General features: G+C 72.2%; 15 protein-coding genes. 11 read left to right on the top strand and 4 right to left on the bottom strand.

Translation table 11 applies throughout. The features are described from left to right. Positions 1 to 44 precede the first annotated feature (44 nt). A complete protein-coding gene (scpA, locus tag FHU34_RS20660; RefSeq protein WP_425280580.1) occupies positions 45 to 2,096 on the top strand; it encodes a methylmalonyl-CoA mutase in 2,052 nt (683 codons plus the stop codon). 283 nt (positions 2,097 to 2,379) lie between these two features. On the opposite strand, the gene FHU34_RS20655 is transcribed toward scpA, so the two are convergent. The 4 genes from FHU34_RS20655 to pdxR all read right to left on the bottom strand — a co-directional run bounded on the left by FHU34_RS20655 (position 2,380) and on the right by pdxR (position 10,841). Continuing rightward, positions 2,380 to 3,084 (bottom strand): 4'-phosphopantetheinyl transferase family protein, encoded by a 705-nt coding sequence (locus tag FHU34_RS20655; RefSeq protein ID WP_145783109.1) that lies wholly within the window; start codon positions 3,082 to 3,084, stop codon positions 2,380 to 2,382. A gap of 275 nt (positions 3,085 to 3,359) precedes the next feature. Further along, entirely contained in the window at positions 3,360 to 3,602 is a 243-nt protein-coding gene (locus FHU34_RS20650; RefSeq protein ID WP_145783107.1) for a DUF5988 family protein, read from the bottom strand. 137 nt (positions 3,603 to 3,739) lie between these two features. Continuing rightward, positions 3,740 to 9,142 (bottom strand): ATP-binding protein, encoded by a 5,403-nt coding sequence (locus tag FHU34_RS20645; RefSeq protein ID WP_145783105.1) that lies wholly within the window; start codon positions 9,140 to 9,142, stop codon positions 3,740 to 3,742. A gap of 286 nt (positions 9,143 to 9,428) precedes the next feature. Beyond that, positions 9,429 to 10,841, bottom strand: a complete 1,413-nt coding sequence (gene pdxR / locus FHU34_RS20640) for a MocR-like pyridoxine biosynthesis transcription factor PdxR (protein WP_244311755.1) — start codon at positions 10,839 to 10,841, stop codon at positions 9,429 to 9,431. A gap of 456 nt (positions 10,842 to 11,297) precedes the next feature. Between pdxR and FHU34_RS20635 the strand changes: the two genes are divergently transcribed. The 10 genes from FHU34_RS20635 to FHU34_RS20590 all read left to right on the top strand — a co-directional run bounded on the left by FHU34_RS20635 (position 11,298) and on the right by FHU34_RS20590 (position 21,993). After that, a complete protein-coding gene (locus tag FHU34_RS20635) occupies positions 11,298 to 12,731 on the top strand; it encodes an anthranilate synthase component I family protein (protein WP_244311754.1) in 1,434 nt (477 codons plus the stop codon). Continuing rightward, a complete protein-coding gene (locus FHU34_RS20630; RefSeq protein ID WP_145783100.1) occupies positions 12,728 to 13,336 on the top strand; it encodes an anthranilate synthase component II in 609 nt (202 codons plus the stop codon). Before FHU34_RS20635 ends, FHU34_RS20630 begins: the two co-directional genes overlap by 4 nt. Beyond that, the gene (locus FHU34_RS20625) at positions 13,333 to 14,043 is read left to right on the top strand and encodes an SDR family NAD(P)-dependent oxidoreductase (protein WP_145783098.1); all 711 of its coding nucleotides are present in this window, start codon (positions 13,333 to 13,335) and stop codon (positions 14,041 to 14,043) included. The genes FHU34_RS20630 and FHU34_RS20625 overlap by 4 nt, the downstream gene beginning before the upstream one ends. A gap of 61 nt (positions 14,044 to 14,104) precedes the next feature. Then, on the top strand, positions 14,105 to 15,529 hold the full coding sequence (locus FHU34_RS20620; protein WP_145783096.1) for a phenylacetate--CoA ligase family protein: 1,425 nt from the start codon (positions 14,105 to 14,107) through the stop codon (positions 15,527 to 15,529). Next, the gene (locus FHU34_RS20615) at positions 15,513 to 16,163 is read left to right on the top strand and encodes a prephenate dehydratase (protein ID WP_244311753.1); all 651 of its coding nucleotides are present in this window, start codon (positions 15,513 to 15,515) and stop codon (positions 16,161 to 16,163) included. Before FHU34_RS20620 ends, FHU34_RS20615 begins: the two co-directional genes overlap by 17 nt. Before the next feature lie 32 nt (positions 16,164 to 16,195). Then, on the top strand, positions 16,196 to 17,485 hold the full coding sequence (locus FHU34_RS20610) for an amidohydrolase family protein (protein ID WP_244311752.1): 1,290 nt from the start codon (positions 16,196 to 16,198) through the stop codon (positions 17,483 to 17,485). Continuing rightward, on the top strand, positions 17,485 to 18,774 hold the full coding sequence (locus FHU34_RS20605) for an MFS transporter (RefSeq protein WP_145783092.1): 1,290 nt from the start codon (positions 17,485 to 17,487) through the stop codon (positions 18,772 to 18,774). Before FHU34_RS20610 ends, FHU34_RS20605 begins: the two co-directional genes overlap by 1 nt. Beyond that, positions 18,771 to 19,550, top strand: coding sequence for a B3/B4 domain-containing protein (locus FHU34_RS20600; protein ID WP_145783090.1), 780 nt, complete (start codon positions 18,771 to 18,773; stop codon positions 19,548 to 19,550). The genes FHU34_RS20605 and FHU34_RS20600 overlap by 4 nt, the downstream gene beginning before the upstream one ends. Then, the gene (locus FHU34_RS20595; protein ID WP_145783088.1) at positions 19,547 to 20,773 is read left to right on the top strand and encodes an ATP-grasp domain-containing protein; all 1,227 of its coding nucleotides are present in this window, start codon (positions 19,547 to 19,549) and stop codon (positions 20,771 to 20,773) included. The genes FHU34_RS20600 and FHU34_RS20595 overlap by 4 nt, the downstream gene beginning before the upstream one ends. Then, the gene (locus FHU34_RS20590; protein ID WP_244311751.1) at positions 20,770 to 21,993 is read left to right on the top strand and encodes an MFS transporter; all 1,224 of its coding nucleotides are present in this window, start codon (positions 20,770 to 20,772) and stop codon (positions 21,991 to 21,993) included. The genes FHU34_RS20595 and FHU34_RS20590 overlap by 4 nt, the downstream gene beginning before the upstream one ends. Positions 21,994 to 22,003: the final 10 nt, after the last annotated feature.

Here is a 22,003-nt window from a genome sequence, read left to right as displayed (position 1 = left end):
GCACACCACCCGAGCCGAGTGGTCCGGCCCCGGAGCCGACCGATGTGTGGCAGACCCCGGAGGGGATCGGCGTCAAGCGGTTCTACACGGCGGACGACCTGGCGGGGGTGGACTTTCTCGACTCGCTGCCCGGCATCGCCCCGTTCGTCCGTGGCCCCTACCCGACCATGTACACCACCCGTCCGTGGACGGTCCGTCAGTACGCCGGCTTCTCCACGGCGCAGGAGTCCAACGCGTTCTACCGGCGCAACCTGGCCGGCGGCCAGAAGGGCCTGTCTGTCGCGTTCGACCTGGCCACCCACCGCGGCTACGACTCCGACCACCCCCGGGTGGCCGGTGACGTGGGCATGGCCGGGGTGGCGATCGACTCGATCCTCGACATGCGGGAGCTGTTCGCCGGTATCCCGCTGGACCGGATCAGCGTGTCGATGACCATGAACGGCGCGGTGCTGCCGATCCTCGCCCTCTACATCGTCACCGCCGAGGAGCAGGGGGTCACGCCCGAGCAGTTGGCGGGGACCATCCAGAACGACATCCTCAAGGAGTTCATGGTCCGCAACACCTACATCTATCCGCCGGAGCCGTCGATGCGGATCGTGGCGGACATCTTCGCCTACATCTCGCAGCGGATGCCCCGGTTCAACTCGATCTCCATCTCCGGCTACCACATGCACGAGGCCGGCGCGACAGCCGACCTGGAGCTGGCGTACACCCTCGCGGACGGCGCCGAGTACGTGCGCGCCGGCAAGACCGCCGGGCTGGACGTCGACGCGTTCGCTCCCCGGCTGTCGTTCTTCTGGGCGGTCGGTATGCACTTCTTCATGGAGGTGGCGAAGCTGCGGGCCGGCCGCCTGCTGTGGGCGCGGCTGCTGCGCGACGCCGGCGCGACCGACCCGAAGTCGCTGTCGCTGCGGACCCACTGTCAGACGTCCGGCTGGTCGTTGACCGCGCAGGACCCGTACAACAACGTGGTGCGGACCTGTGTCGAGGCGATGGCGGCCACCCAGGGCCACACGCAGTCGCTGCACACGAACGCGTTAGACGAGGCGTTGGCGTTGCCGACCGACTTCTCCGCCCGGATCGCCCGCAACACCCAGCTGCTGCTGCAGCAGGAGTCGGGCACCACCCAGGTGATCGACCCGTGGGGCGGCAGCGCCTACCTGGAGCGGCTCACCCACGACCTGGCGCAACGCGCGTGGGGTCACATCCGGGAGGTCGAGCGGGCCGGCGGCATGGCCCGGGCCATCGAGCAGGGGTTGCCGAAGTTGCGGATCGAGGAGGCCGCCGCGCGTACCCAGGCGCGGATCGACTCGGGCCGGCAACCGGTGATCGGCGTGAACCGGCACCGGCCGGTCGTCGAGGACCCCATCGAGGTGCGCAAGGTGGACAACACGGCGGTCCGCGCCGAGCAGGTCGCGAAGCTTCGCCGGCTGCGGGCCGAACGCGACCAGCCGGCGTGCGACGCCGCTTTGGCCGCGCTCACCCGTGGCGCCACCGACCCGTCGGCCAACCTGCTCGACCTGGCCGTCACCGCCGCCCGGGCCCATGCCACCGTCGGGGAGATCTCCGCGGCCCTGGAGTCGGCGTACGGCCGGCACGTCGCCCGCATCCGCACGACCGAGGGGGTGTACCGCGACGAGGCGGGCACCGATCCCGGTGTCGCGCGGGCCCGTGCCGCCGCCGACGCGTTCGCCGACCGGCGGGGTGCCCGCCCGCGCATCCTGGTGGCCAAGATGGGCCAGGACGGTCACGACCGCGGTCAGAAGGTCGTCGCCACCGCCTTCGCCGACCTGGGGTTCGACGTCGAGGTCGGTCCGCTGTTCCAGACGCCGGACGAGGTCGCCCGGCAGGCCGTCGACGCGGACGTGCACGTCGTCGGCGTCAACTCGCTCGCCGCCGGCCACCTCACCCTGGTGCCCGCGTTGCGCGAGGCGCTGACCGCCCTGGGCCGCGCGGACATCATGATCGTTGTCGGTGGGGTGGTGCCTCCCGGTGACATCGCAGCGCTCCGCCGGGCCGGCGCCGCGGCCGTCTTCCCGCCCGGCACGGTGCTCGCCGAGGCGGCATCGGACCTGCTGGAACGACTGCTCCGCTGAGGTCGCACCCCGCCCGAGTACACCGGTGGCCGCTCCCGAACGGGAGCGGCCACCGTGCGTCGCGGCCCCGTCCACCTGACGGGCTCGGCCGAGCGTTCGTCGCCAAGATCCGCGCAACATCCGGGATCCTGCTGCCTCCCGCGCGGCGGAGGCAGCAACATCCCCGATGTTGCTGGCTCCAGCGCGGTGGAAACAGCAACGTCGGGGAAGTTGCGCGGATCTTGGTGGGGCGCGGCGACCGCGTGGGGCGCGGCGACCGCGTGGGGCGCGGTGGCGCGGGCGCCTAGCGGTGCGCGGCCAGGCGGCCGGTTGTGCGGGTCTTCGGGGCCACCGGGGCGAGCACGGTGATGGCGGTGACGACGAGGCCCTGTTCGGCCAGCCAGCGGCCGCTGAAGCCGCTGAGCCGGCGACCGTGCACCCAGGGCCCGGTCACCAGCAGCGCGGCGGTGAACGTGCCGTTCAGCGGGTCTATGACGATGTTCGCGTCCTCGAAGTCGAGCCACCGCGCGGTCAACGGGAACCAGGCCTTGTAGACCGACTCCTTGGCGCTGAACAGCAGCCGGTCCCAGGCGACACCGGGGTGGTCCCGCAGCAGGACGGCGATGCGGTCCCGCTCCTCGGCCAGGGAGACGGCTTCGAGCACGCCGTTGGCGAGGGCGTCGTTGGGCTCGGCGTCGATGCCGACGGTGGTGACCTTCTCCTGTTCGGCGAGGACGGCGGCCCGGTAGCCGGCGCAGTGGGTGATGCTGCCGACCATCCCGAACGGCCACTGGGGCTCGCCCCGGGTGCCGGGCAGGACCGGCGCGGGAGCGATCCCGATCCGTCGCATCGCCTGGCGGGCGCACCAACGGGCCGTGGTGAACTCGCGGCGGCGCTTGTCCACCGCCTTGCGGACGACGGCCTCCTCTTCGGGGAAGAGGTCGGCGCCGGGCGGGTCCACGAACGTGTCGACGGCCGTCACGGCGCCGGGAAGAATGGACTCGATCATGGCTTCCTCCGCGCCGGAGAAACGGTTCCGGAGTCAGCGGCAACCAGCCTGACGCCGGTGGGCGGCAGTGGCTGAGCACGGCTGACATTGGTCACGCTTCAACAGTATCGGCGCTGGTAGCCGCAGGGAACGAACGCTGCAGCTTTCACGGGCCGCGCCCGCCGGGCTAAGGGAGTGCCCTCGACGGCTAGGGGCCGGGCAGCAGGTGGGGGATCCGGTCGCGGGCCGTCGTGCCGCTGCCGCCGGCAGGGGTACGGCCCGCGATCCGCCCCGGGTCACTCGGCGATCTTGGTCCGGCCGGTCCAGGTGAACAGCAGTGGGGAGCCGTCACCGACGCGGCGCTCGAAGTGCTCGTAACCGGCCAGGTAGGGCACCTTGATCTTCCCGTAGACCAGCTGCTCGACGCTGGCCACCACCGTGCGGGGGACGCCGTCGGGTCCACCCTGGAGGAACACCAGCACGGGCTCGGACGTCGGTGCAAGGGCCGGCCGGTCGAGCGTCAGATACTGCTGGGGCATCGGATCGTTCCTCTCCGCCAGGGAGCGTCGTTGCTCCGGAATCCAGCATGCTGGCGTCTCCGGCCTCGACACAGACCCCTAGTACCGCGGTGTCACACGCGCGGCGGACCGCGAGGTGCGGAAGGCCGCGGTTCGTTTCAGCTCTTCAGGCCGTGCTCGATCGCCTCGATGACGCGCGGCCGCAGGTCGGCCGTGCTGACGATGGCGTCGACCGAGCCGACCTCGACGGCCCGCTGGATGCTGTGCACCCGGTCGAACTCCGCTGCCACCTCGCCCAGCTTCTCCGCGCGGACCGCCGAGCGCACCTCGGCGAGCCGGGCGTTCACTGCCGCGCGCTCCGTGCCGGTCGTCCCCGCCACCTGCGCGTGCAGGTCCGCGACCCGGGGGTCCTTGGCGGTACGGGTGTTGACCTCTCCGGAGAAGACGACAGCCGCGGCCGGGGCGCCGCCGAGCACCGAGGCGAACGATCCTTCCAGCGCGAGCACCGTCATGGTCGGATTGAGGGCCTTGGAGAAGACCACGAACGCACCGCCGTGGTAGCGGGAGATCACGCAGAAGACGATCGGCCCGTCGAAGTTCACGATCGCCCGGCCGATCTCGGCGCCGTACTCCAGCTGCAGGTGGCGCATCGACTCGGGGGAGCCGTCGAAGCCGGACAGGTTGGCCAGGACGACGAGCGGACGGTTGCCGGACGCCGCGTTGATGGCCCGTGCCGTCTTCTTCGACGAGCGGGGGAACAGGGTGCCCGCCGTGTAGGTGTCCGGCCCGTCGGTGGGCGGGAACCCGCGCCGGGGTACGGGCCGCGACTCGATGCCGATGAGGCAGACGGGATAGCCGCCGACGTGCGCGTCCTGGACCACCGACGTGTCGGCGTCGGCCATCCCGGCCCAGCGTTCGAGGACGGGGTGGTCCTGATCGGACAGGGCGCGCATGACAGTACGGATGTCGAAGGCCTTCTTGCGGTCCGGGTTGTGGGTCGCCGAGAAGATCTGCCCGACGGTGGTGAAGTCGCTGCCGTCGACGGTGTGCGGGTAGTCGGAGACGTCCCGGTCCACCGGGTCGTCGGTGTCCGCCCGCCGGGGCCCGGTCTCCCCGGGTACGACGTAGGTGTGGTCGTAGTGGGCCATCAGCACGTCCCGGGCCGCCGGCAGGTCGGGTGCCCAGTACTGGGCCTGCCCGTTGGGCCCCATCACCCGGTCGTAGCCACCGATGCCGAAGTTGTCCTCGGCGGACACGCCGCCGGAGAAGTCCAACGAGTGCTTGCCGGTGAGCACCATCGCCGAATCCGGGGTCATCACCAGGATGCCCTTGGTGTGCATGAGCATCGTCGCCTCGGCGTTCCAGTACGGCTGCGCGCCCACGTTGATGCCGGCCACCACGATGTTGATCTCACCGCCGGCCTGGGTGAAGGTCACGACGCGCTTGAGCGCGGCGGCCACCCAGTCCATGTTCTCGGTCCCGGAACTCATCGAGATGCGGGCGCCGGCCGACAGCGCGAACCATTCGAGGGGCACCCGCAGGTGCGCGGCGAGGTCGAGGGCGGCGATGACGCGGGCGCACTCGGGTTCGGAGAGTGCGCCCAGCGACTTCGTCGGGTCGCCGAGCAGCACCACACGGGTGATCCCCTCCGGGTACCGCTCGGTCGGGGTGGTCACCACGCCGGCGACGATGGCCGCCGAGTTCCTCCCCTTCGGCCGGTCGACCGGCACGAGCGTCCCGGACGGGTCGAGGTCGTACTCGGTGAATCGGCCGAGCAGCCCGGTCAGCTCGTACGGGTAGGTCGTGCCCCGGCGCGCGGCGCGCAGCACCTTCTGCCGGTAGTCGTCCAACGGGCGCACCGCGTCGGTGGACGGCGCGCCCACGTGCAGCCGGGCACCGCTGCCCGGATCCACTGTGATCGTCACCGCCACGTCCCCGGCCGCGCGCGGCTGGCGGGCGATGAACTGCACCTCCTCCAGCCCGGCCCCGACCGTCGTCGGCAGGATCCGCTGGACCAGCGCGTTCAGCTCGTCGCGCGACAGGTTGGTGGGCGGCCAGACGTACATCAGGATCCGGTTGGTGTCGAAGCGCTTGTCCTGCGGGCGCCGCGCCTGGATGTCGCGGATCGCGTCCAGGGCCAGGGTGGTGGCCTCCTCCAGGGCGGGCAGCGCCACCAGCCGTCCGTCGGTCTCCCGCAGCGGGGTCAGGTCGCGGATCTGGCCCATGGCGATCAGCCGTTCGTCGGCCGGGTTGCTGCGTGCCACTGCCTTGAAGAGGTAGATCTCCTCGTCGGCCGAGGACAGTCGGGTCAGGTCGAACTCGCGGAGCCGTTCCAGTTGCAGGCGTTGGGCGATCTGCGGGTGCAGGCCCCGGATCAGCCGGTCCTCGGTGAAGCCGCTCTCGCCGGGCCGGAACGTGAAGTAGTGGTGCATGACCGAGCCGGTGGAGCTGGCCACGGTGGCGGTCACCCGCTCGACGGTCGAGGGCAGCGGGTGGTCCGCGAAGAGCTTCCCGAGCCGTACGGCGATCGCGTCGTCGTCGTCGGGTTGGTCGCCCAGCGCGACGTAGAGGTCCGCGACCAGCCCGGCCGGGGCGTCGGCGGCCAGCTCGGCGAGTGCGGTGAGGGTTTCGGGGAGACCGGGGATGTCGGTGGCGCCCGCCACGATGTGCGTGGCGCCGTGCTGGGCGGTGACGAAGCCGCCTCGCGCGGTGACGGCCCGCAGCCCCCGGTTGCCGTAGTAGCGCCGGGTCAGCACCTCCAGCAGGGGGCCGTGCTCGGTGTCGCCCCCGCGTCGGATGCGCTGGCCGATGATCCGTACGAGGGGCTGCCGGCAGGCGACCATCCGTTGCACGCGCTCGGCCCGGTCCGGGGCGTCCGGGTGCCGGTCGAGGTGTCGCAGGTCGGCGCGGACCTCGGCGTAGTCCTCGGCGCGGGTGCGGCGCAGCAGGGGCTGGGCGTACCAGCGGAACACCAGACCGCGGGCCAGGTCGGCGATCGCGGGGAAGCGGACCTGGGTGGCCTCGACCAGTCGTTCGAGGACGATCCCGGCGGGTTCGCGGTGGTCGCCGGCGGGCGCCGGTCCCGCGAGCAGGTGGCGCAGCACCTCGGAGACGACCGGCACCGCGGCGGCCATGCGTTGTTGGGCCAGGAAGATCCGGAAGACGGCGTCCTCCAGCTCCGGTGTCCGGTCGAGGCTGGTCACGCCGTAGTGGGCGAGGACCCGTTCGAGGCGTACCACGAAGGTGGGGGAGACGCCGGCCCGTTCGACGTCGAGGCTCTGCAGGTAGCTGTGGAGGAACTCGCGCGGGGTGTGCACGGCGCTGCCCGGCTGGGCGTCGGCGGCGTGACGCGGCTTGTTGCGGGCCAGCTCCGCCAGGTTCGCGAAGATCGTCAGGAGGTCGAGCGGGACAGTCGGCGAACCGGTACCCGCGACGGGGTGGGGCGTGATCTCGCCCGGACCGACGTCGTAGCCGAGCAGGAGGGCGCGCAGATCGTCCAGGGCCTGCGTCGCCGACGGTCCGGCCGGGGCCGGCGGCAGGTCGATCTCGACGGTCTCGGCCGCGCCCGACGTCTCCTCGGCGGCGTCGGCCAGCGGTTCGAGGCGCATCAGGGGGGTGCCGGTCTCGACCTGGCTGCCGACCGAGACCGGGCACTCGCGTACCCGGGCGCGGAAGGGGGCCCGGAGCACGTTCTCCATCTTCATGCTCTCCAGCACGAGGATGGGTGCGCCCGCCTCGACCTCGTCACCGGCGGCGAGGGGAGTGGCGACGACGAGGGCGGGTGCGGGGGAGCGGACCACGCCGCCCTCGTCCCTGCTGACCCGGTGGGTGACGCCGTCGACCTCGACAGTGTGGATCGGCCCGTGGGTGGCGGTCACCAACCGGAAACGCTCCCCGTTGACCAGCATCTGCCCCCGGTGCTCGTCGAACCGCTGCATCTGCACGTCCAGGCGGTGGACGTCGCCGCCCGCCGACAGACCGACGCGGAACCGCTCGCGGCTCACCCGGGACACCGCGACCCGGTAGCCGACGCCGCGCAGCTTGAGGTCGAGCGGGCGCCCGGTCTCGTGCTGCGCCTGCGGCCGGCCTCCGTGCGCGGTGGTGAACAGGCGTTGCCGGCTGACCTCCTCCTCGTCCTGGTAGGCCTCGATGGCGGCCGCGGCGAGAGCGAGCGCGGAGTGGCGGTGGGTGACCAGGCGACCCTCGGCGCGGACCCGGTCGATCCAGCCGGTGTCGGCGGAGCCGTCGATCACCTCGGACTGGTCGAGCAGGTCCAGGACGAAGCTCTTGTTGGTGGCGCCGCCCTCGATGATGACCGTCGTCTCGGCCATGGCCCGGCGCAGGCGGCCGAGGGCTTCGTCGCGGTCCCGGCCGTACGCGATGATCTTGGCGATCATCGAGTCGAAGGCCGCCGGGATGCTGTCGCCCTCGCTGACGCCCGTGTCCACCCGGATGCCCGGGCCGGCCGGTAGCGCGAGCCGGACGATCCTGCCGGGGGAGGGCGCGAAGTCGCGGTCCGGGTCCTCGGCGTTCAGGCGGGCCTCCACCGCGTGACCCGCCTCGACCGGCGTCGCACCGTCGAGGCGGCCACCGCCGGCCACGTGCAGCTGGAGTTTGACCAGGTCGGTGCCGGTGGTGATCTCGGTAATCGGGTGCTCGACCTGCAGGCGCGTGTTGACCTCCAGGAACGCGAAGAGCTTCTGAGCCGGGTGGTACAGGAACTCAACAGTGCCGGCTCCCCGGTAGCCGACCGCCAGCGCGAGCCGCACCGCCGCAGCCTTCACCTCGGCGACCTGTTCCGCCGCCAGCACCGGCGACGCGGACTCCTCGATGATCTTCTGGTTGCGACGCTGCACCGAGCAGTCCCGTACGCCGAGCGCCCAGGCGCCGCCCTGCCCGTCGGCGATCATCTGCACCTCGACGTGCCGGGCACCGGTGACGAGGCGTTCCAGGAAGACGACGCCTGAGCCGAAGGCCCGCAGCGCCTCCTGGCTGGTCCGCTCGTAGGCGTCGGTGAGGTCCTCCGCCGAGTCGACCCGCCGGATGCCACGCCCACCACCGCCGGCGGTCGCCTTGAGCATGAGTGGATAGCCGATCTGTTCGCCCGCGCGCAGGGCGTCCTGCAGGGTGGCGACCTCGCCCCGGCTCCACGGGGCGACCGGCACGCCGACCTCCTCGGCGATCAGCTTCGAGCCGATCTTGTCCCCGAGCTTGCGCATCGCCTCCGCGCTCGGTCCGACGAACGTCACGCCGATCCGCTCGCACAGCTCGGCGAACGCCGGATCCTCCGCGACGAAGCCCCAACCGACCCAGGCCGCGTCGGCGCCGGTCTCGACCAGGGCGCGTTCCAGCAGCTCGTGGTTGAGGTAGGGGCGGGTGGCCGCGGCGCCCAACGGGTACGTCACGTCGGCCGCTCGGACGAAGGTCGCCGTCCGGTCCTCGTCGGTGTAGAGGGCGACGGTCTCGACCTGGTCGCCCGACTCCGCGGACAGGTCCCGTACGGCATGGATCAGCCGCATCGCGGCCTCGCCCCGATTGATGATCGCGATACGCCTGAACACCGGTCGACCCCTCCCCCGTCGTCCGACGCTTCGACAGACGACGATTCCGAGTGACCCGCGCGCGCATCGCGGTACGGTCACGGCCGGACCGTAGCCCGCCTCCGGGAGCAGCCAACACCCCTAGGGCCTGTGTCGAAGCCCTTGGCCGGCCTGCGGCGGGCCCGGGCGACGACCGGCCGCGTTGGATATTCGCCCGGATACAACACCGGTATCCGAACGAATATCCGCCTTGCCGGACCGCCGCCCGGACTCCGCCTCGGCTCGACTGAGGACTTCGACACAGGCCCTAGCTTCGCCTCGCCCGGGAGGCCGCCCAGCGTGACGACACCGAACCGACAGGGGGGTCGGGCGTGGTCTTGCGGCCGGTCGTCTCGCGGTACGCCCCGGCGATCCCGGCCAGGCCGCGGCTCAGTTCCGAGCCGCGCACTCCGGCGTAGCCGACGACCAGCGCCGGCGGTCGGTCGTCGGCTCGCAGGGCGTAGAAGCGGCCGCCACGGACCAGTACCGAGCGCCGCCGCGCCGCCTGCACCAGCGCCTCCTCGTCGCACCGCTCGGGCAGCACCAGGTACGCCTGCAGTCCGTTGTGCCCGCCGAACACCGTGCTGCCCGGCATCTCACGGGCGACGAATTGGTGGACCGCCTGACGGCGCTTCTGGATGTCGGCGGCGAGTCGGCGTAGGTGCCGGTCGAAGACCCCGGTGTCGATCAGCCGGGCCAGCGCGAGTTGTTCCAGGCTGGAGCAGCCGATGTCCCAGCCGGCGCGGAGCCGCTCGATCGGCGCGGTGAGCGCGGCTGGGGTGGCCAGCCAGCCGAGGCGCAGCGCCGGGGCGAGGACCTTGCTGGCGCTGCCGGCGTAGATCACCCGGTCCGGGCCGAGACTCTGCAGTGCCGGCATCCGCTGCGCGGGGGCCACGAAGGCCGCGTCGAAGTCGTCCTCGACGATGTAGCCGTCGACCGTTTCGGCCCAGGCCACGAGTTGCTCCCGGCGTTGCGCGCTGAGGGTGGCACCGGTGGGGAACTGGCTGGCCGGGGTGACGAGCACGGCGCGGACCCCGCTCGCGGCCAGCGCGTCGACCCGGATGCCGTCGGCGTCCACGGGGAGGCCCACCGGGCGCAGGCCGGCGTCGGCGATGAACTCCCACTCGCCCGGGTGACCCGGGTCCTCCACCCCGACGGTCTGGTGGCCCCGGTCGCGCAGTTCCCGGCAGAGCAGTGCGAGCCCCTGGGCGAACCCTGAGGTGATCATGAGGTGTTCGGGTCGGCTGCGGACGCCCCGCACCCGACCGAGGTAGCCGGCGAGGGTGTGCCGAACGACCGGCAGGCCCGACGGTGGGGCGTACCCCAGCTCGCGGTGACCGGCCGAGGTGACCACCGCGCTGACCGCCCGGATCCAGTCCTGGCGGGGGAAGGTCGAGCTGTGCAGGCCGCCGGTGCGCAGGTCCCAGACCGCCGCCGTCGACGTGCTGTCGTCCGGGGTGAGCGCCGAGCCGCTGTCGGTGCGTGCCGTCGCCGCCACGGAGGTGCCCGAGCCGTGCTGGGAGACGAGGTACCCCTCGGCGCAGAGCTGTTCGTACGCCTCGACGACCACACTGCGGGACACCCCGAGGTCGACGGCGAGTTGCCGGCTCGACGGTAGCCGGGTGCCGGGACGAAGCGTTCCCTCCTCGATCTGTGTGCGAAATGCGTTACGGAGCTGCACTGCCAGCGTTTCACGCGATTGACCATCTATTGACAGGCTTAGATTCAGGGACAAGTGGTCCGCTCCGGCGTCGTCGAAGTGGTATGGACAGCGTGATCTGCGCCTGAGGAAAGTGTTGGTCGGACGCGCAACCACCTGCTGTCGGCGAATCAGGGCGTACGTTCCGAGTATGTCCAATATGGACCTCGGCATCGTCACCGGCCTCGACGCACGGGTGGTCGTGCGAGTCCTTTTGTGCTGGGGGGAAGAGTCCGACCTGCCGCGTCACGCGGCGGGGTCAACGCCAACGGGGGCGCGTGAATCGGGCTGCTCAGAGGGGGTTTCGCAGTGTCCTCATTGTCGGCCAAGACTGCCACGCGGCTCATTGGGTCGCATTCCGTGGCGGTACGGCGTATGCCACCAACCAACTCAATTCCAATAGACGTGACATCTGTCACACTGTCGCCAATCGATCCTTTGTCGCTCTACACGGCGCTCGCCGAAGTTCGTTCTCCGGACGATCTGTATCTCTTCGAAAGCCTGGACGGCCCGGCCCAGGACCGCCACGCGGCCGCCGTCGGCTGGGATGCCCTCGCCGAGGTGCGGTTCATCGCCGACCGCCTCGAGGTGATCTCCGACGGACCGCTCGGCGACGCCCTGGCGGCCGTGCTCACCGCGGTCCTGGGCGAGCCGGTCCGGCAACGCGCCCGGGAACGGGTCTGGTCCGTCGCCGGGCCGCCCGAGGTGTGGGCGGCGATCCGGGCCGTGCAACGGGCGTTCGCGGTGCGGACCACCGCGCCCGCCGACAGCTTCGCCTTCGGCTTCCTCACCACCCTCGCGTACGAGGCCGCGCGGGACATGGACGAACTCTCCGTCGACCGGGTGGTCGACGACATCCCGCGCTGCACCCTCGTCCTGTTCCGGCACACCGTCTGGTGGGACCTGCGCACCGGCACTGTGCGGCACCTCGCCGCCACCGGCCCGCACCTGCCGGAGGACACCGCGGCCCACCGGCTGCCGGACCTCCTCGCCGGGTTGCCGGACGGCGACCGGGAGGTGCCGGTCGCCCCACCGCCCAGCCTGGTCCGGGACACCGTCGACGAGGAGACGTTCGCCGCCCGGGTCAAGCAGTGCCTCCGGCACATCGAGGTGGGGGACAGCTACCAGATTCAGATCGGTCACCGGATCGACGTGGAGACCACTCTCACCCCGCTGGAGGTCTACCGACGGCTGCGGCACCGCAACCCGTCGCCCTACATGTACCTCACGCCCTGGGCCGGCGAAACCGTCATCGGGGCGAGCCCGGAGCTGTTCCTCCGCATCGAACAGGGCCGGCTGTCCATGCGTCCGATCGCCGGCACCGCGGCGCGCAGCGCCGACCCGGAGACCGACCGCCGGCTGGTGGCCGAGCTGACGGCCAGCGAGAAGGAACGCGCCGAGCACGTCATGCTCGTCGACCTCTGCCGCAACGACATCGGTCGGGTCTGCGTGCCGGGGACGCTCAGCGTCGACACGATGTTCGACGTCGAGCCGTTCGCGTACGTGCACCACCTCGTCTCCACCGTCTCCGGGCAACTCGCCGACGACGCCGACGCCTGGGCGGCGATCTGCGCCGCCTTCCCCGCCGGCACCATGACCGGCGCGCCGAAGCTGCGGGCCATGGAGATCATCGACGGGCTGGAGGACGAACCCCGGGGCGTGTACGCCGGCGCGATCGGCCTGGTCGACGTGCGCGGGTTCGCGGTGCTCGCACTCTGCATCCGTACCGCCGTGCACGACGGCCACCGCTACCGCACCCAGGCCTCCGCCGGGGTCGTGGCCGACTCCAACCCCGACGCCGAGTGGCGGGAGACGCTGGCCAAGATGAGCGCCACCTTCTGGGCCCTGACCGGTACGGAGCTGCTGCCGTGAAGGTTCTGCTCGTCGACGCGTACGACAGTTTCACCCACATCATCGACCAGTACCTACGCACCCTCGGCGCGCGGACCGTGGTGGTCCGTTCCCGCTCCCGGACCAGCGACGAGTTGACCGCCCTGCGACCGGACGCGGTGGTGCTCGGCCCAGGGCCCGGCCACCCCGCCGAGTCCGGGCACGTGGAGCTGGTGCACGCCTTCGCCGGCCAGGTGCCGCTGCTCGGCGTCTGCCTCGGCCATCAGGCGATCGGTCTCGCCTACGGCGGGTCGGTCGCCGTCGCCCGGCACCTGATGCACGGCAAGACGAGCGTGGTCGGCCACGACGGCCGGGGCGTCTTCGCCGGGGCGTCCGCCCCGCTGACCGTCACCCGCTACCACTCGCTCATCGTCGCGGACCCGGCGCCGCCGGACCTGGAGGTCACCGCGCGGTCGTCCGACGACGGCTACGTGATGGGGGTACGACACCTGAGCCTGCCGGTGGAGGGGGTGCAGTTCCACCCGGAGAGCGTGCTCACCGAGGACGGGCTGCGTCTGTTCGACAACTTCCTGCGAAGCGCCACGGCGCTGCCGGTGGCCGGTTCACGGGCGGCGGGGTCGTCATGACCGACCAGTCGGCACCCCTCGCCGTGGTCACCGGCGCGGCGGGCGGCATCGGCCGGGCCGTGACGGCCGCCCTGACCGGCTCCGGGCACCGGGTGCTCGGCGTCGACGTCGACCCGGCCGTCGACCCGGCGGCGTACGCCTCGCTGGTCGCCGACGTGGCCGTGCCGGAGCAGGTGGAGCAGCTCTTCGCGCGGATCAACGAGCGGTACGGCCAACCGACGGTGCTGGTCAACAACGCCGGCGTCTACCACGCCCGGGACTTCCTCGACTACGACCCGAAGACGTACGCGCAGGTGCTCGACGTCAACCTGGGTGCCGCGTTCTTCTGCACCCAGTCGTTCGTCCGCGCGCTGATCGCCGCCGGTCGCCCCGGCACTGTGGTCAACGTCGCCTCGATCAGCGGGCAGTCCGGCAGCCCGGACGCCGCGTACGGGGCGTCGAAGGGCGCGTGCATCGCGCTGACACACAGCCTCGGCCGGGCGCTCGCCGAGCACCACATCCGGGTCAACGCGGTCGCCCCGGGCCTGGTCGACACCCCGATGGCCGCCCGGATTCCGGCCGAGCGTCGCGACGACTACCGGGCCCGGATCCCGGCCGGCCGGTTCGGCTCGCCGGCCGAGGTCGCCGCGGCGGTCGCCTGGTTGGCCGGTCCGGAGAGCAGCTACGTCACCGCTTCCGTGATGGACGTCAACGGCGGTCTGCACTGACCTGCGTCCCGGCCCGCCACAACCGCACGGCAGCCGGCTCATTCCTGGAAAGGATCCGACCATGTGGCTTCCGACCACCGGCCCGGCGGCGGACTTCGCCGTCGACTACCTGGCCCTGCACCAGGCGTTCTACGACCGCACCCTCGACCCGTCCGAGCTGGACGCCTGGCGCGCACGGCAACTGCGTACGGTGCTCGACCAGGTGTCCACCGGTTCACCGTTCTACGCCCGTCACCTGGCCGACGTCGACCTGTCGGCGATCACCCCGGCGACCCTCGACCGGTTGCCCTTCACCACGAAGACGCACCTGCGGCAGGAGATGCTCGACGTGCTCAGCCGGCCGCTGGCCGACGGGGTGTTTTTCTACGAGACGACAGGCACGACGGGCCGCGCGACGCCGTGCCCTCGCGACGGCCGGGAGGTGGTGGCCAGCAACGCCCACGTCACTGAGTCCTGGGCGTCGATCTTCCGCCACCACTTCGGCGACCACCCGCCCCGCATCGGGCTGATGGGCCCGACCGAGGTGCACTCCTTCGGCGACACCCTCGGTGACATCGCCCGCAACGTCGGTTCGTTGAACGCGAAGATCTGGCCGTACTCGCCGGTGATCGGGTTCGCCAAGGCGTTGCAGCTGATGAAGGACCTCGAGCTGGAGGTCGTGTGCTGCACGCCGGGCGTGGCGATGATGCTGGCCAAGGCCGCCGAGCACTACGGGTACCGGCTGCGCGAGGACTTCTCCGTCAAGCTCCTCTTCGTCACCGGCGAGATGTGCACCCCGGCGTTGGCCCGCAACCTGGAGTCCGTCTGGGGCGCGGACGTCTACAACATCCTGTACGGCTCGCAGGAGGCGTTCGTCATCGCCACGGCCTGCCGCAACAAGCGGATGCACCTCTCCCAGACCAACTACCTGATCGAGGTGGTCGACCCGGAGACCGGCACGTCGTACGGCTCGCGGGGCAGCGGAGAGCTCACCGTCACCATGCTGGTGGACGGGGTGAAGCCGCTGGTCCGGTACCGCACCGGCGACGCGGTGATCGTCGAGGCGTCGGACTGCGACTGCGAGATGCCCGGCGACCTGGTGCAGATCGTCGGCCGCACCCTGGACCGCATCGAGCTGGGCGGTCGACGTCTCACCGCCGGGCAGATCGAGACGGCGGTCCTGACCGGGGTCACCGGCTCGGGCGGGTACCAGGTGGTGATCGACCACGACCCGAGCGCCGGCGGTGACCGGCTCACGGTCCGGCTGGAGCTGCTCAAGGACCTCACCGACGACCCCGCCGAGGTGGCCGACGGGGTCCGGGAGCGGGCCGCCGCCGCGCTCGGCGTACCTGTGGAGGTGGAGCTGACCGACGGACTGGACCCGATCGTCAGCACCGGCGCCTTCGTCAGTTGGAAGGCTGCCCGGATCGTCGACCGGCGGGTCGAGGTGGACCACGAGACCCGGGTGGCGCAGCGAATGGCGGGCAACCGTGGCTACACCACCTGAGGCGGCCACTGACGAGTCGGTGCCGGCGCTGCCCGGGGCGCTCGCCGACGCGTACGGGCGGCGGTGGCGCAGCGTGGTGGACCAGTGGGCGAGTCGGCCCGGCACCACGCTGGCCACCCTCGGCCCGGCCGGGACGTCCAGTCACCTGACCGCGGCGTTCCTCGCCGAGCGGCACGGGCTGCGCATCGAGTTGTCCGACACCTTCGACGCGGTGCTCGCCGCGCTGGTGGAACGGCGGGTCGACCAGGCCCTCGTGCCGAGCGCCTACCAGGGGCTCACCCGCTTCCACTGGCACCGTGACCTGCGGCTGGACGCCTACTTCGCGCAGGCGACCCCGGAGTACGGCATCGCCGCCCAGCCGCACCGCGACCCGGACCCGGCCGATGGTCGGCTCACCGTGGCCGCCCTGTGGGAGGTCCGACGGATCTTCACCGACCTCGCGCCGCCCGCGCTGCGGGACCGCCAGGTGCGGTGGGTCGACGCCGACTCCACCCAGCACGCCGCCGAGATCCTCGCCGCCGGCGGCGCCGACCTCGCGGTGACCAACGCGCCCGGGGTGCACCGCCACGCGTTGCGGTGGGTGGCCCGCCGCCCGGGCGCCGAGATCGTGTGGACCCTGTTCGGCCGCCGCTGAGACCAGACATCGAGAGAACCGGAGTGACAGTCGTGTCCCGACGAACGTTGCTGCACCGCGCCACGGTCCAGGAAGGACTGGGGGTGGCCTCCCGACCGCACCACAGTGTGCTGCTCGACGGCGAGCGCATCGTCGCGGTGCTGCCCGAGGCGCAGGCTTCGCTGCACGACCCGGACGTGGACGTCCTCGACCTCGACGGTCGGACGGTGCTGCCGGGGATGACGCTCGGCCACACCCACATCGCGTACCTGGACGTGCTCGACGGTCGGGAGATGCTGTTCAAGTACAGCATCCCGGAGGTCACCCTCGGCGCCGCCGCCAACGCCGCCGCCATGCTCCGGCTGGGCTACACCGCCTTCGTGGGCGCCGGCTCGGTGTCCGGCATCGACATGGCGCTGCGCCGGGCGATCGACGCCGGGAAGCTGCCCGGCCCGCGGATCACGCCGTGCAGCAGGGACCTGATGGTGTCCGGCCCGCCGGAGCGTCGCAACCCGGGGGTCAAGCAACGCATCCCGAGCGACCTGATGCGGCTGGCCGACACCCCGGAAGAGCTGATCGAGTACGTCGACACCGAGGTCGCCCAGGGCGCGGAGATCATCAAGGTCTTCTCCACAGGTGACGACACCTTCCCCAACGGCCGATCGCACGAGCTGCTGTTCACCGCCGAGGAGTTGGTGATCGCGGCCCGGGCCGCGCACGAGCGGGGCGTCCGGATCCGGGCGCACTCGCGTGGGCTGGGCGGCATCCGCAACGCCATCGCCGCCGGTGTCGACGTGATCGACCACGCCACGTACGCCGACGACGCCGCCCTGGAGGCGATCGCCGAGCGCGGCATCTTCGTGGTGCCGAGCCTGCACCAGCCGCACCGCCTGCTCACCACCGGCACCCGGTACGGCAAGACCCCGGAGTACCTGGAGACGCTGGAGTTCGAGGCCGAGGTCGAGAACACCCTGCGCATCCTGCCGCTGATGGTGCAGATGGGCATCCCGATCGTGGCCGGCGACGACTTCGGGTTCGCCTGGACCCCGCACGGCCGCTACGCCGAGGAGTTGGAGACGTACGTGACGATGGCCGGCATACCCGCGCCGGTGGTGCTGACCTGGGCCACCGCCAACGGAGCGCGGCTGGCCGGCCGGGGCGACGAGGCGGGCACGGTGCAGCCGGGGCGGCTGGCCGACCTGGTGATCACCGACGGGGACCCGGCCGAGGACATCACCGTCCTCGGTCGGCCGGAGGCGATCGAGATGGTGCTGCTCGGCGGTCGGGTGGTCGCCGGGGACGCCGCCCGGTACCGCTCCGGCCAGCCGGCGGGAGTGGCGTGATGCGTCGGGGCGTACCCGTCGTCGGGCTGCTCGCCGTCGGCGCCTTCGCCATCGGCACCGACACGTTCGTGGTCGCCGGTGTGCTCCCCGAGGTGGCCCGCAGCCTGCGGGTGAGCGTCGCCTCGGCCGGCTGGGTGAGCGCCGTCTTCGCCCTCGCGTACGCGGTCGCCGCACCGCTGCTCGGCGCCCTGACCGGCCGGCTGGAACGGCGTACCGTGCTGGTGGTCTCGCTGGTCGGGTTCACGGTGGGCAACGTCGCCTCCGCGCTCGCCCCCGATTTGCCGCTGTTGCTGCTGGCCCGGGTCGTCACGGCGGTCAGCGCCGCGCTCTACATTCCCGCGGCCACCGCGTCGGCGGCCGCCCTGGCCGCGCCGGAGCGGCGTGCCCGGGCCATGGCGGTGGTGCTCGGCGGTCTCTCCGCGGCCACCGTCGCCGGGGTGCCGTTCGGCACCTGGCTCGCCGCCGACCTCCAGTGGCGGGCCACCTTCTGGCTGCTCGCCGCCGTCGGCGCGGCCTGCGCGGTCGCGGTGACCGTCGGGCTGCCGGCGCTGGCGCTGCCGCCCGGCCCGTCGTTGGCCGCCCGTCTCGCACCGGCACGCGAGGGTCGCGTCGGCCTGGCGGTGCTCACCACCGCGTTGTTCATGACCGGCGGATACCTCGCGCTGACCTACGTCGGGGCGTTGCTCGCCCCGGCCACCGACGGCGACGGCACACTGCTCGCGGTGCTGCTGCTGGTCTTCGGCGTGCCGGCGGTCGCCGGGACCGTGCTCGGCGGACGGGCCACCGACCGGTGGGGTGGTGTGCCGGTGCTGCTGGTGTCGGTCGCCGGGCTCGCCCTGGTGCTGGTCACGCTGCCGCTGACCCGGCAGGCGCTGCTGCCGGCGGCGCTGGCCATGGCGGCCTGGGGCGTCACCGCGATGGCCACCCAGCCGGCTCAGCAGCACCGGCTCTTCACTGTCGCGCCGACCTCCGGTCCGTTGCTGCTCTCGCTCAACTCGTCGGCCACGTTCGTGGGCATCGCGCTCGGCGGTTTCCTCGGCAACCGGCTGCTGCGGCACGGTGGCGAGGACGCCCTGGACCTGCTCGGGCCGGTCGGCGCGGCGCTCTGCGTGCTGGCGCTGGGCACCACGCTGCTCGGCGCGCGGACCCGCGCCGGCCGCGCCGACGGTCAGCCCCCGACCGCCGGATTGGCCACACCGGATCACCCCGGATTGGCCACACCCGGTGGTCGCCCCGCTGCGTACGGTCGGACCGACAATCGGACCCGAACCCTACGAGGATCACGATGACCCAGCTCAGCGACGGTGTGGACACCCTCACCGTGCGCATCGACGACCGGGTGCTGACCGCAGTGCCGGACTACGTGCTCGGCGTGATCGCCGTACCGGCGGTCGATGTCGCTCCGGCCCCTCCCGCCGTGTCGGCGCTTCTCACCGCCGCCGAGGACGCGCTGCACGCGGCCAACCTGGACAAGGCGGGTGTGGCGGAGCTGCCGGGCATCGCCGCGTGGCGGGAGGCGTACCGGGCGGTGGGGGTGAACCCGAACCGGTTCCCCTGCGCCGCCGAGTCCATCGCCCGGCGGGTCGCCAAGGGCGACCGGCTGCCCCGGATCAACGCCCTGGTCGACCTCTGCAACGCGGTGTCGCTCGGCGCTGCCCTACCGGTTGCCTCGTGCGCCGTCGACGGCCTCGCCGACCTCGTGGTCCGGCCGGCCGACGGCACCGAGACGTACCTGCCGCTCGGCGCTCCGGACGCCCCGGAGCAGCCCGAGCCGGGCGAGGTCGTCTACGCCGACGCCGACGGGCGGGCCCACTCGCGACGCTGGAACTGGCGACAGGGCCACCTGGTCCGCACCGATCTGGGTCGGCACCGGCTGCTGCTCACCGTCGAGTCGGCCCACCCCGGCGGCCGGGCGGAGGTGGTGGACGCGCTCGGCCGGCTCGCCACCGTCCTCGACGGGTTGTCCGACGGCACCCGGCAGGAGGCGGTGCTCGACGGTGCGACGACCAGCGCCGTCCTGCGCACCGCGGGCCCGGTCGGCAGCGACAGTGGGAGCCGCTCGTGAACCGCGCGATCCTGGTGATCTACCGACCCGCGGCCGGCCGGTACGCGGCCCAGTTCCGCAGTGTCGTCACTGCTGCCGCCGAGCTGGGCGTGGCCACCGTCGCGCTGCTGCCGACCGGGCAGCCGGCCGCCGAAGCCGCCGGACTGCCCTGCTACTTCGCCGACCTCGACGACTCCGAAGCCGTTCGCGCCACGGTCACCACGATCCTCGGCACGCACCCGGTGGAGCGCATCTTCCCGCTCTTCGAGGGCGACGTGCTCACCGCCGCGCACTGCCGCCGCGACCACGGCATCCCGGGTCTCGACCCGGAGGAGGCGCTGACGTTCCGGGACAAGAACGTCATGCACCGCAGGGCCGTCGAGTTGGGCGTGCCGGTGGCCCGCTCGTGCCGACCCGAGACGGTCGGTGCGGTCGCCGAGTTCGCCGCCGAGGTGGGCTGGCCGGTGGTGATCAAGCCGTATGCCGGCTGGGCCTGCGGCGACACCCACCGGGTGGACTCCGCCGAGGACCTGGCCCGGGTGTGGCCGCTGGTCGCCGACGACCGGCACGACTACCGGGTGGAGGAGTACGTCCGGGGCGTCGAGTACCACGTCGACTCGCTGCTGCGCGACGGCGAGGTGGTCTTCGACCAGCTGTCCCGCTACACGTACTCGATCCTGGAGTTCCGCGACGAGCCCGGCGGCACGGTCTCCCGCAAGCACGACCTGACCCCGGCGGAGCGGCGCATCGTGGCCGCCAGCGCCACCGTGCTGCGCGGCTTCGGCATGCGTACCGGTGTGGCGCACGTGGAGTTCTTCCTCCGCGACGACGGCGGGCTGGTCTTCGGCGAGGCGGCCGCCCGGGCGGGTGGCGGCTCGATCGTCCCCGCCATCCAGGCCGGGCGGGGGATCAACCTGGCCGGCGAGTGGTGCCGCCTCGAACTGGCCCCGGGGCACGTCCCGGCGGCCACCCTCGGCCCGGAGATCGGCACCGAATACCTGTGCTCCGACCGGTACGGCCGGATCACCGCGATCACCACGGCGGACGAGCTGCGGGGGCTCGACTCGGTGCTCGACGCGGACGTGTGGAAGAGCGTCGGTGACGTGCTCGCCGCGCCGACCGCGTCCAACGACGTCCTCGGCTGGTACGTCTGTGAGGGGCGCGACTTCGACGACGTCCGGGCCCGGTTCAAGGTCATCCGGGACGCCTTCGAGGTGGTCACCGAACCGGTCGGTGACGCGTGAGCTGGCTGGGCCGGTTCCAGGCCCTGCCGCGCCCGCTGCGGATGCTGGTCTACGCCTCCTTCATCAACCGGGCCGGCATGTTCGTCTTCCCGCTGCTCGCCGTCTACCTGGTGCAGAGCCGGCACCTCAGCACCGGCGAGGCGGGCGTGCTGATCTCCGTCGGCAGCACCGGCCTGCTCGCCGGCAGTCTGCTCAGCGGCCCGGTGTGTGGTCGCGCCGGCCGGCGCGCCGCGCTGGTGACGAGCCTGCTGCTCAACGCGGTCGGCTACCTGGGTCTCGCCCTGCTCGACGGTCCCACCTGGACGTACGCGGCGCTGCTCTTCGTCGCGCTGGTCGGGATGGGGATGTTCGCCCCGGCGGCGAACACGCTGATCGCCGACCTGACCGCACCCGAGCAGCGCCCGTTCGCGTACACGGTCAGCTACCTCGCCAACAACCTCGGCATGGGGGTGGGCCCGCTGCTCGGCGGGATCGCGGCGGCCTACTCCTACCAGCTGATGTTCGCCGGGAACATTCTGCTCGGGCTGGTCGCGGCGGCCACCATCTGGTTGTTCGTACCGGCGGACACCCGGCGTGTGCCGGTGGCCTCGCCGGCCGCGAGCACCCGGCGGGCCGGGCTGCTGCGTGACCTCGACGTGGCGGTGTTGGTGATCGTCTCGTTCTGTTACGTCGCGCCGCTGATCGGCCTGGAATACACGCTGCCGCTCGCGGTCACCACAGTCCTGCACTCGTCGGTGGCGGTGGTCGGGGCGGTCTACACGATCAACAGCGTGGTCGTGGTCAGCGCCAGTCTGCTGATCGAGAAGCGGATGAAGGCGTACTCGACGCGAGCCCTGCTGGTCGTCGCGGGCCTGCTCTGGTCCACCGGGATGGCCGTGCTGGTGTTCGCGTTCTCGCTGCCCGCCGTGCTGCTGTCCACGGTGGTCTGGACGCTCGGGGAGATCATCGCTTCGGTCGTGGTGCCCACCTACATCGCCGACCACGTCGAGGAGCACCGGGTCAGCGGTTTCATGGCCCTGAACGGTTTCGTGCTCAGCTCCGCCCGCCTGGTCGTGCCGATGGGCCTCGGCTTCGTCTGGCAGACCGGTGGGCACCAGCCCGTCCTCCTCCTGCTCCTGCTGACCCCGGTGGTCGGCGTGGTCGCGTTCGCAGTGCTGCGGATGCGACCGGCTGCCCGGTCCGTGCCGTCACCTGCCGAGCCGGCCACCGCCAGTTCCTGACACCCACCCC

Origin of the sequence: Micromonospora taraxaci, from assembly GCF_007830095.1 — a bacterium.
GTDB classification, from domain to species: Bacteria; Actinomycetota; Actinomycetes; order Mycobacteriales; family Micromonosporaceae; genus Micromonospora; species Micromonospora taraxaci.
This window is presented reverse-complemented; position numbering and strand designations above follow the sequence as displayed.

Excerpts from the sequence above, each read along its gene's own strand:
- FHU34_RS20655 (WP_145783109.1), bottom strand. The coding sequence starts at position 3,084 with ATGATCGAGTCCATTCTTCCCGGCGCCGTGACGGCCGTCGACACGTTC.
- FHU34_RS20650 (WP_145783107.1), bottom strand. The coding sequence starts at position 3,602 with ATGCCCCAGCAGTATCTGACGCTCGACCGGCCGGCCCTTGCACCGACG.
- FHU34_RS20625 (WP_145783098.1), top strand. The coding sequence starts at position 13,333 with ATGACCGACCAGTCGGCACCCCTCGCCGTGGTCACCGGCGCGGCGGGC.
- FHU34_RS20620 (WP_145783096.1), top strand. The coding sequence starts at position 14,105 with ATGTGGCTTCCGACCACCGGCCCGGCGGCGGACTTCGCCGTCGACTAC.
- FHU34_RS20605 (WP_145783092.1), top strand. The coding sequence starts at position 17,485 with ATGCGTCGGGGCGTACCCGTCGTCGGGCTGCTCGCCGTCGGCGCCTTC.
- FHU34_RS20600 (WP_145783090.1), top strand. The coding sequence starts at position 18,771 with ATGACCCAGCTCAGCGACGGTGTGGACACCCTCACCGTGCGCATCGAC.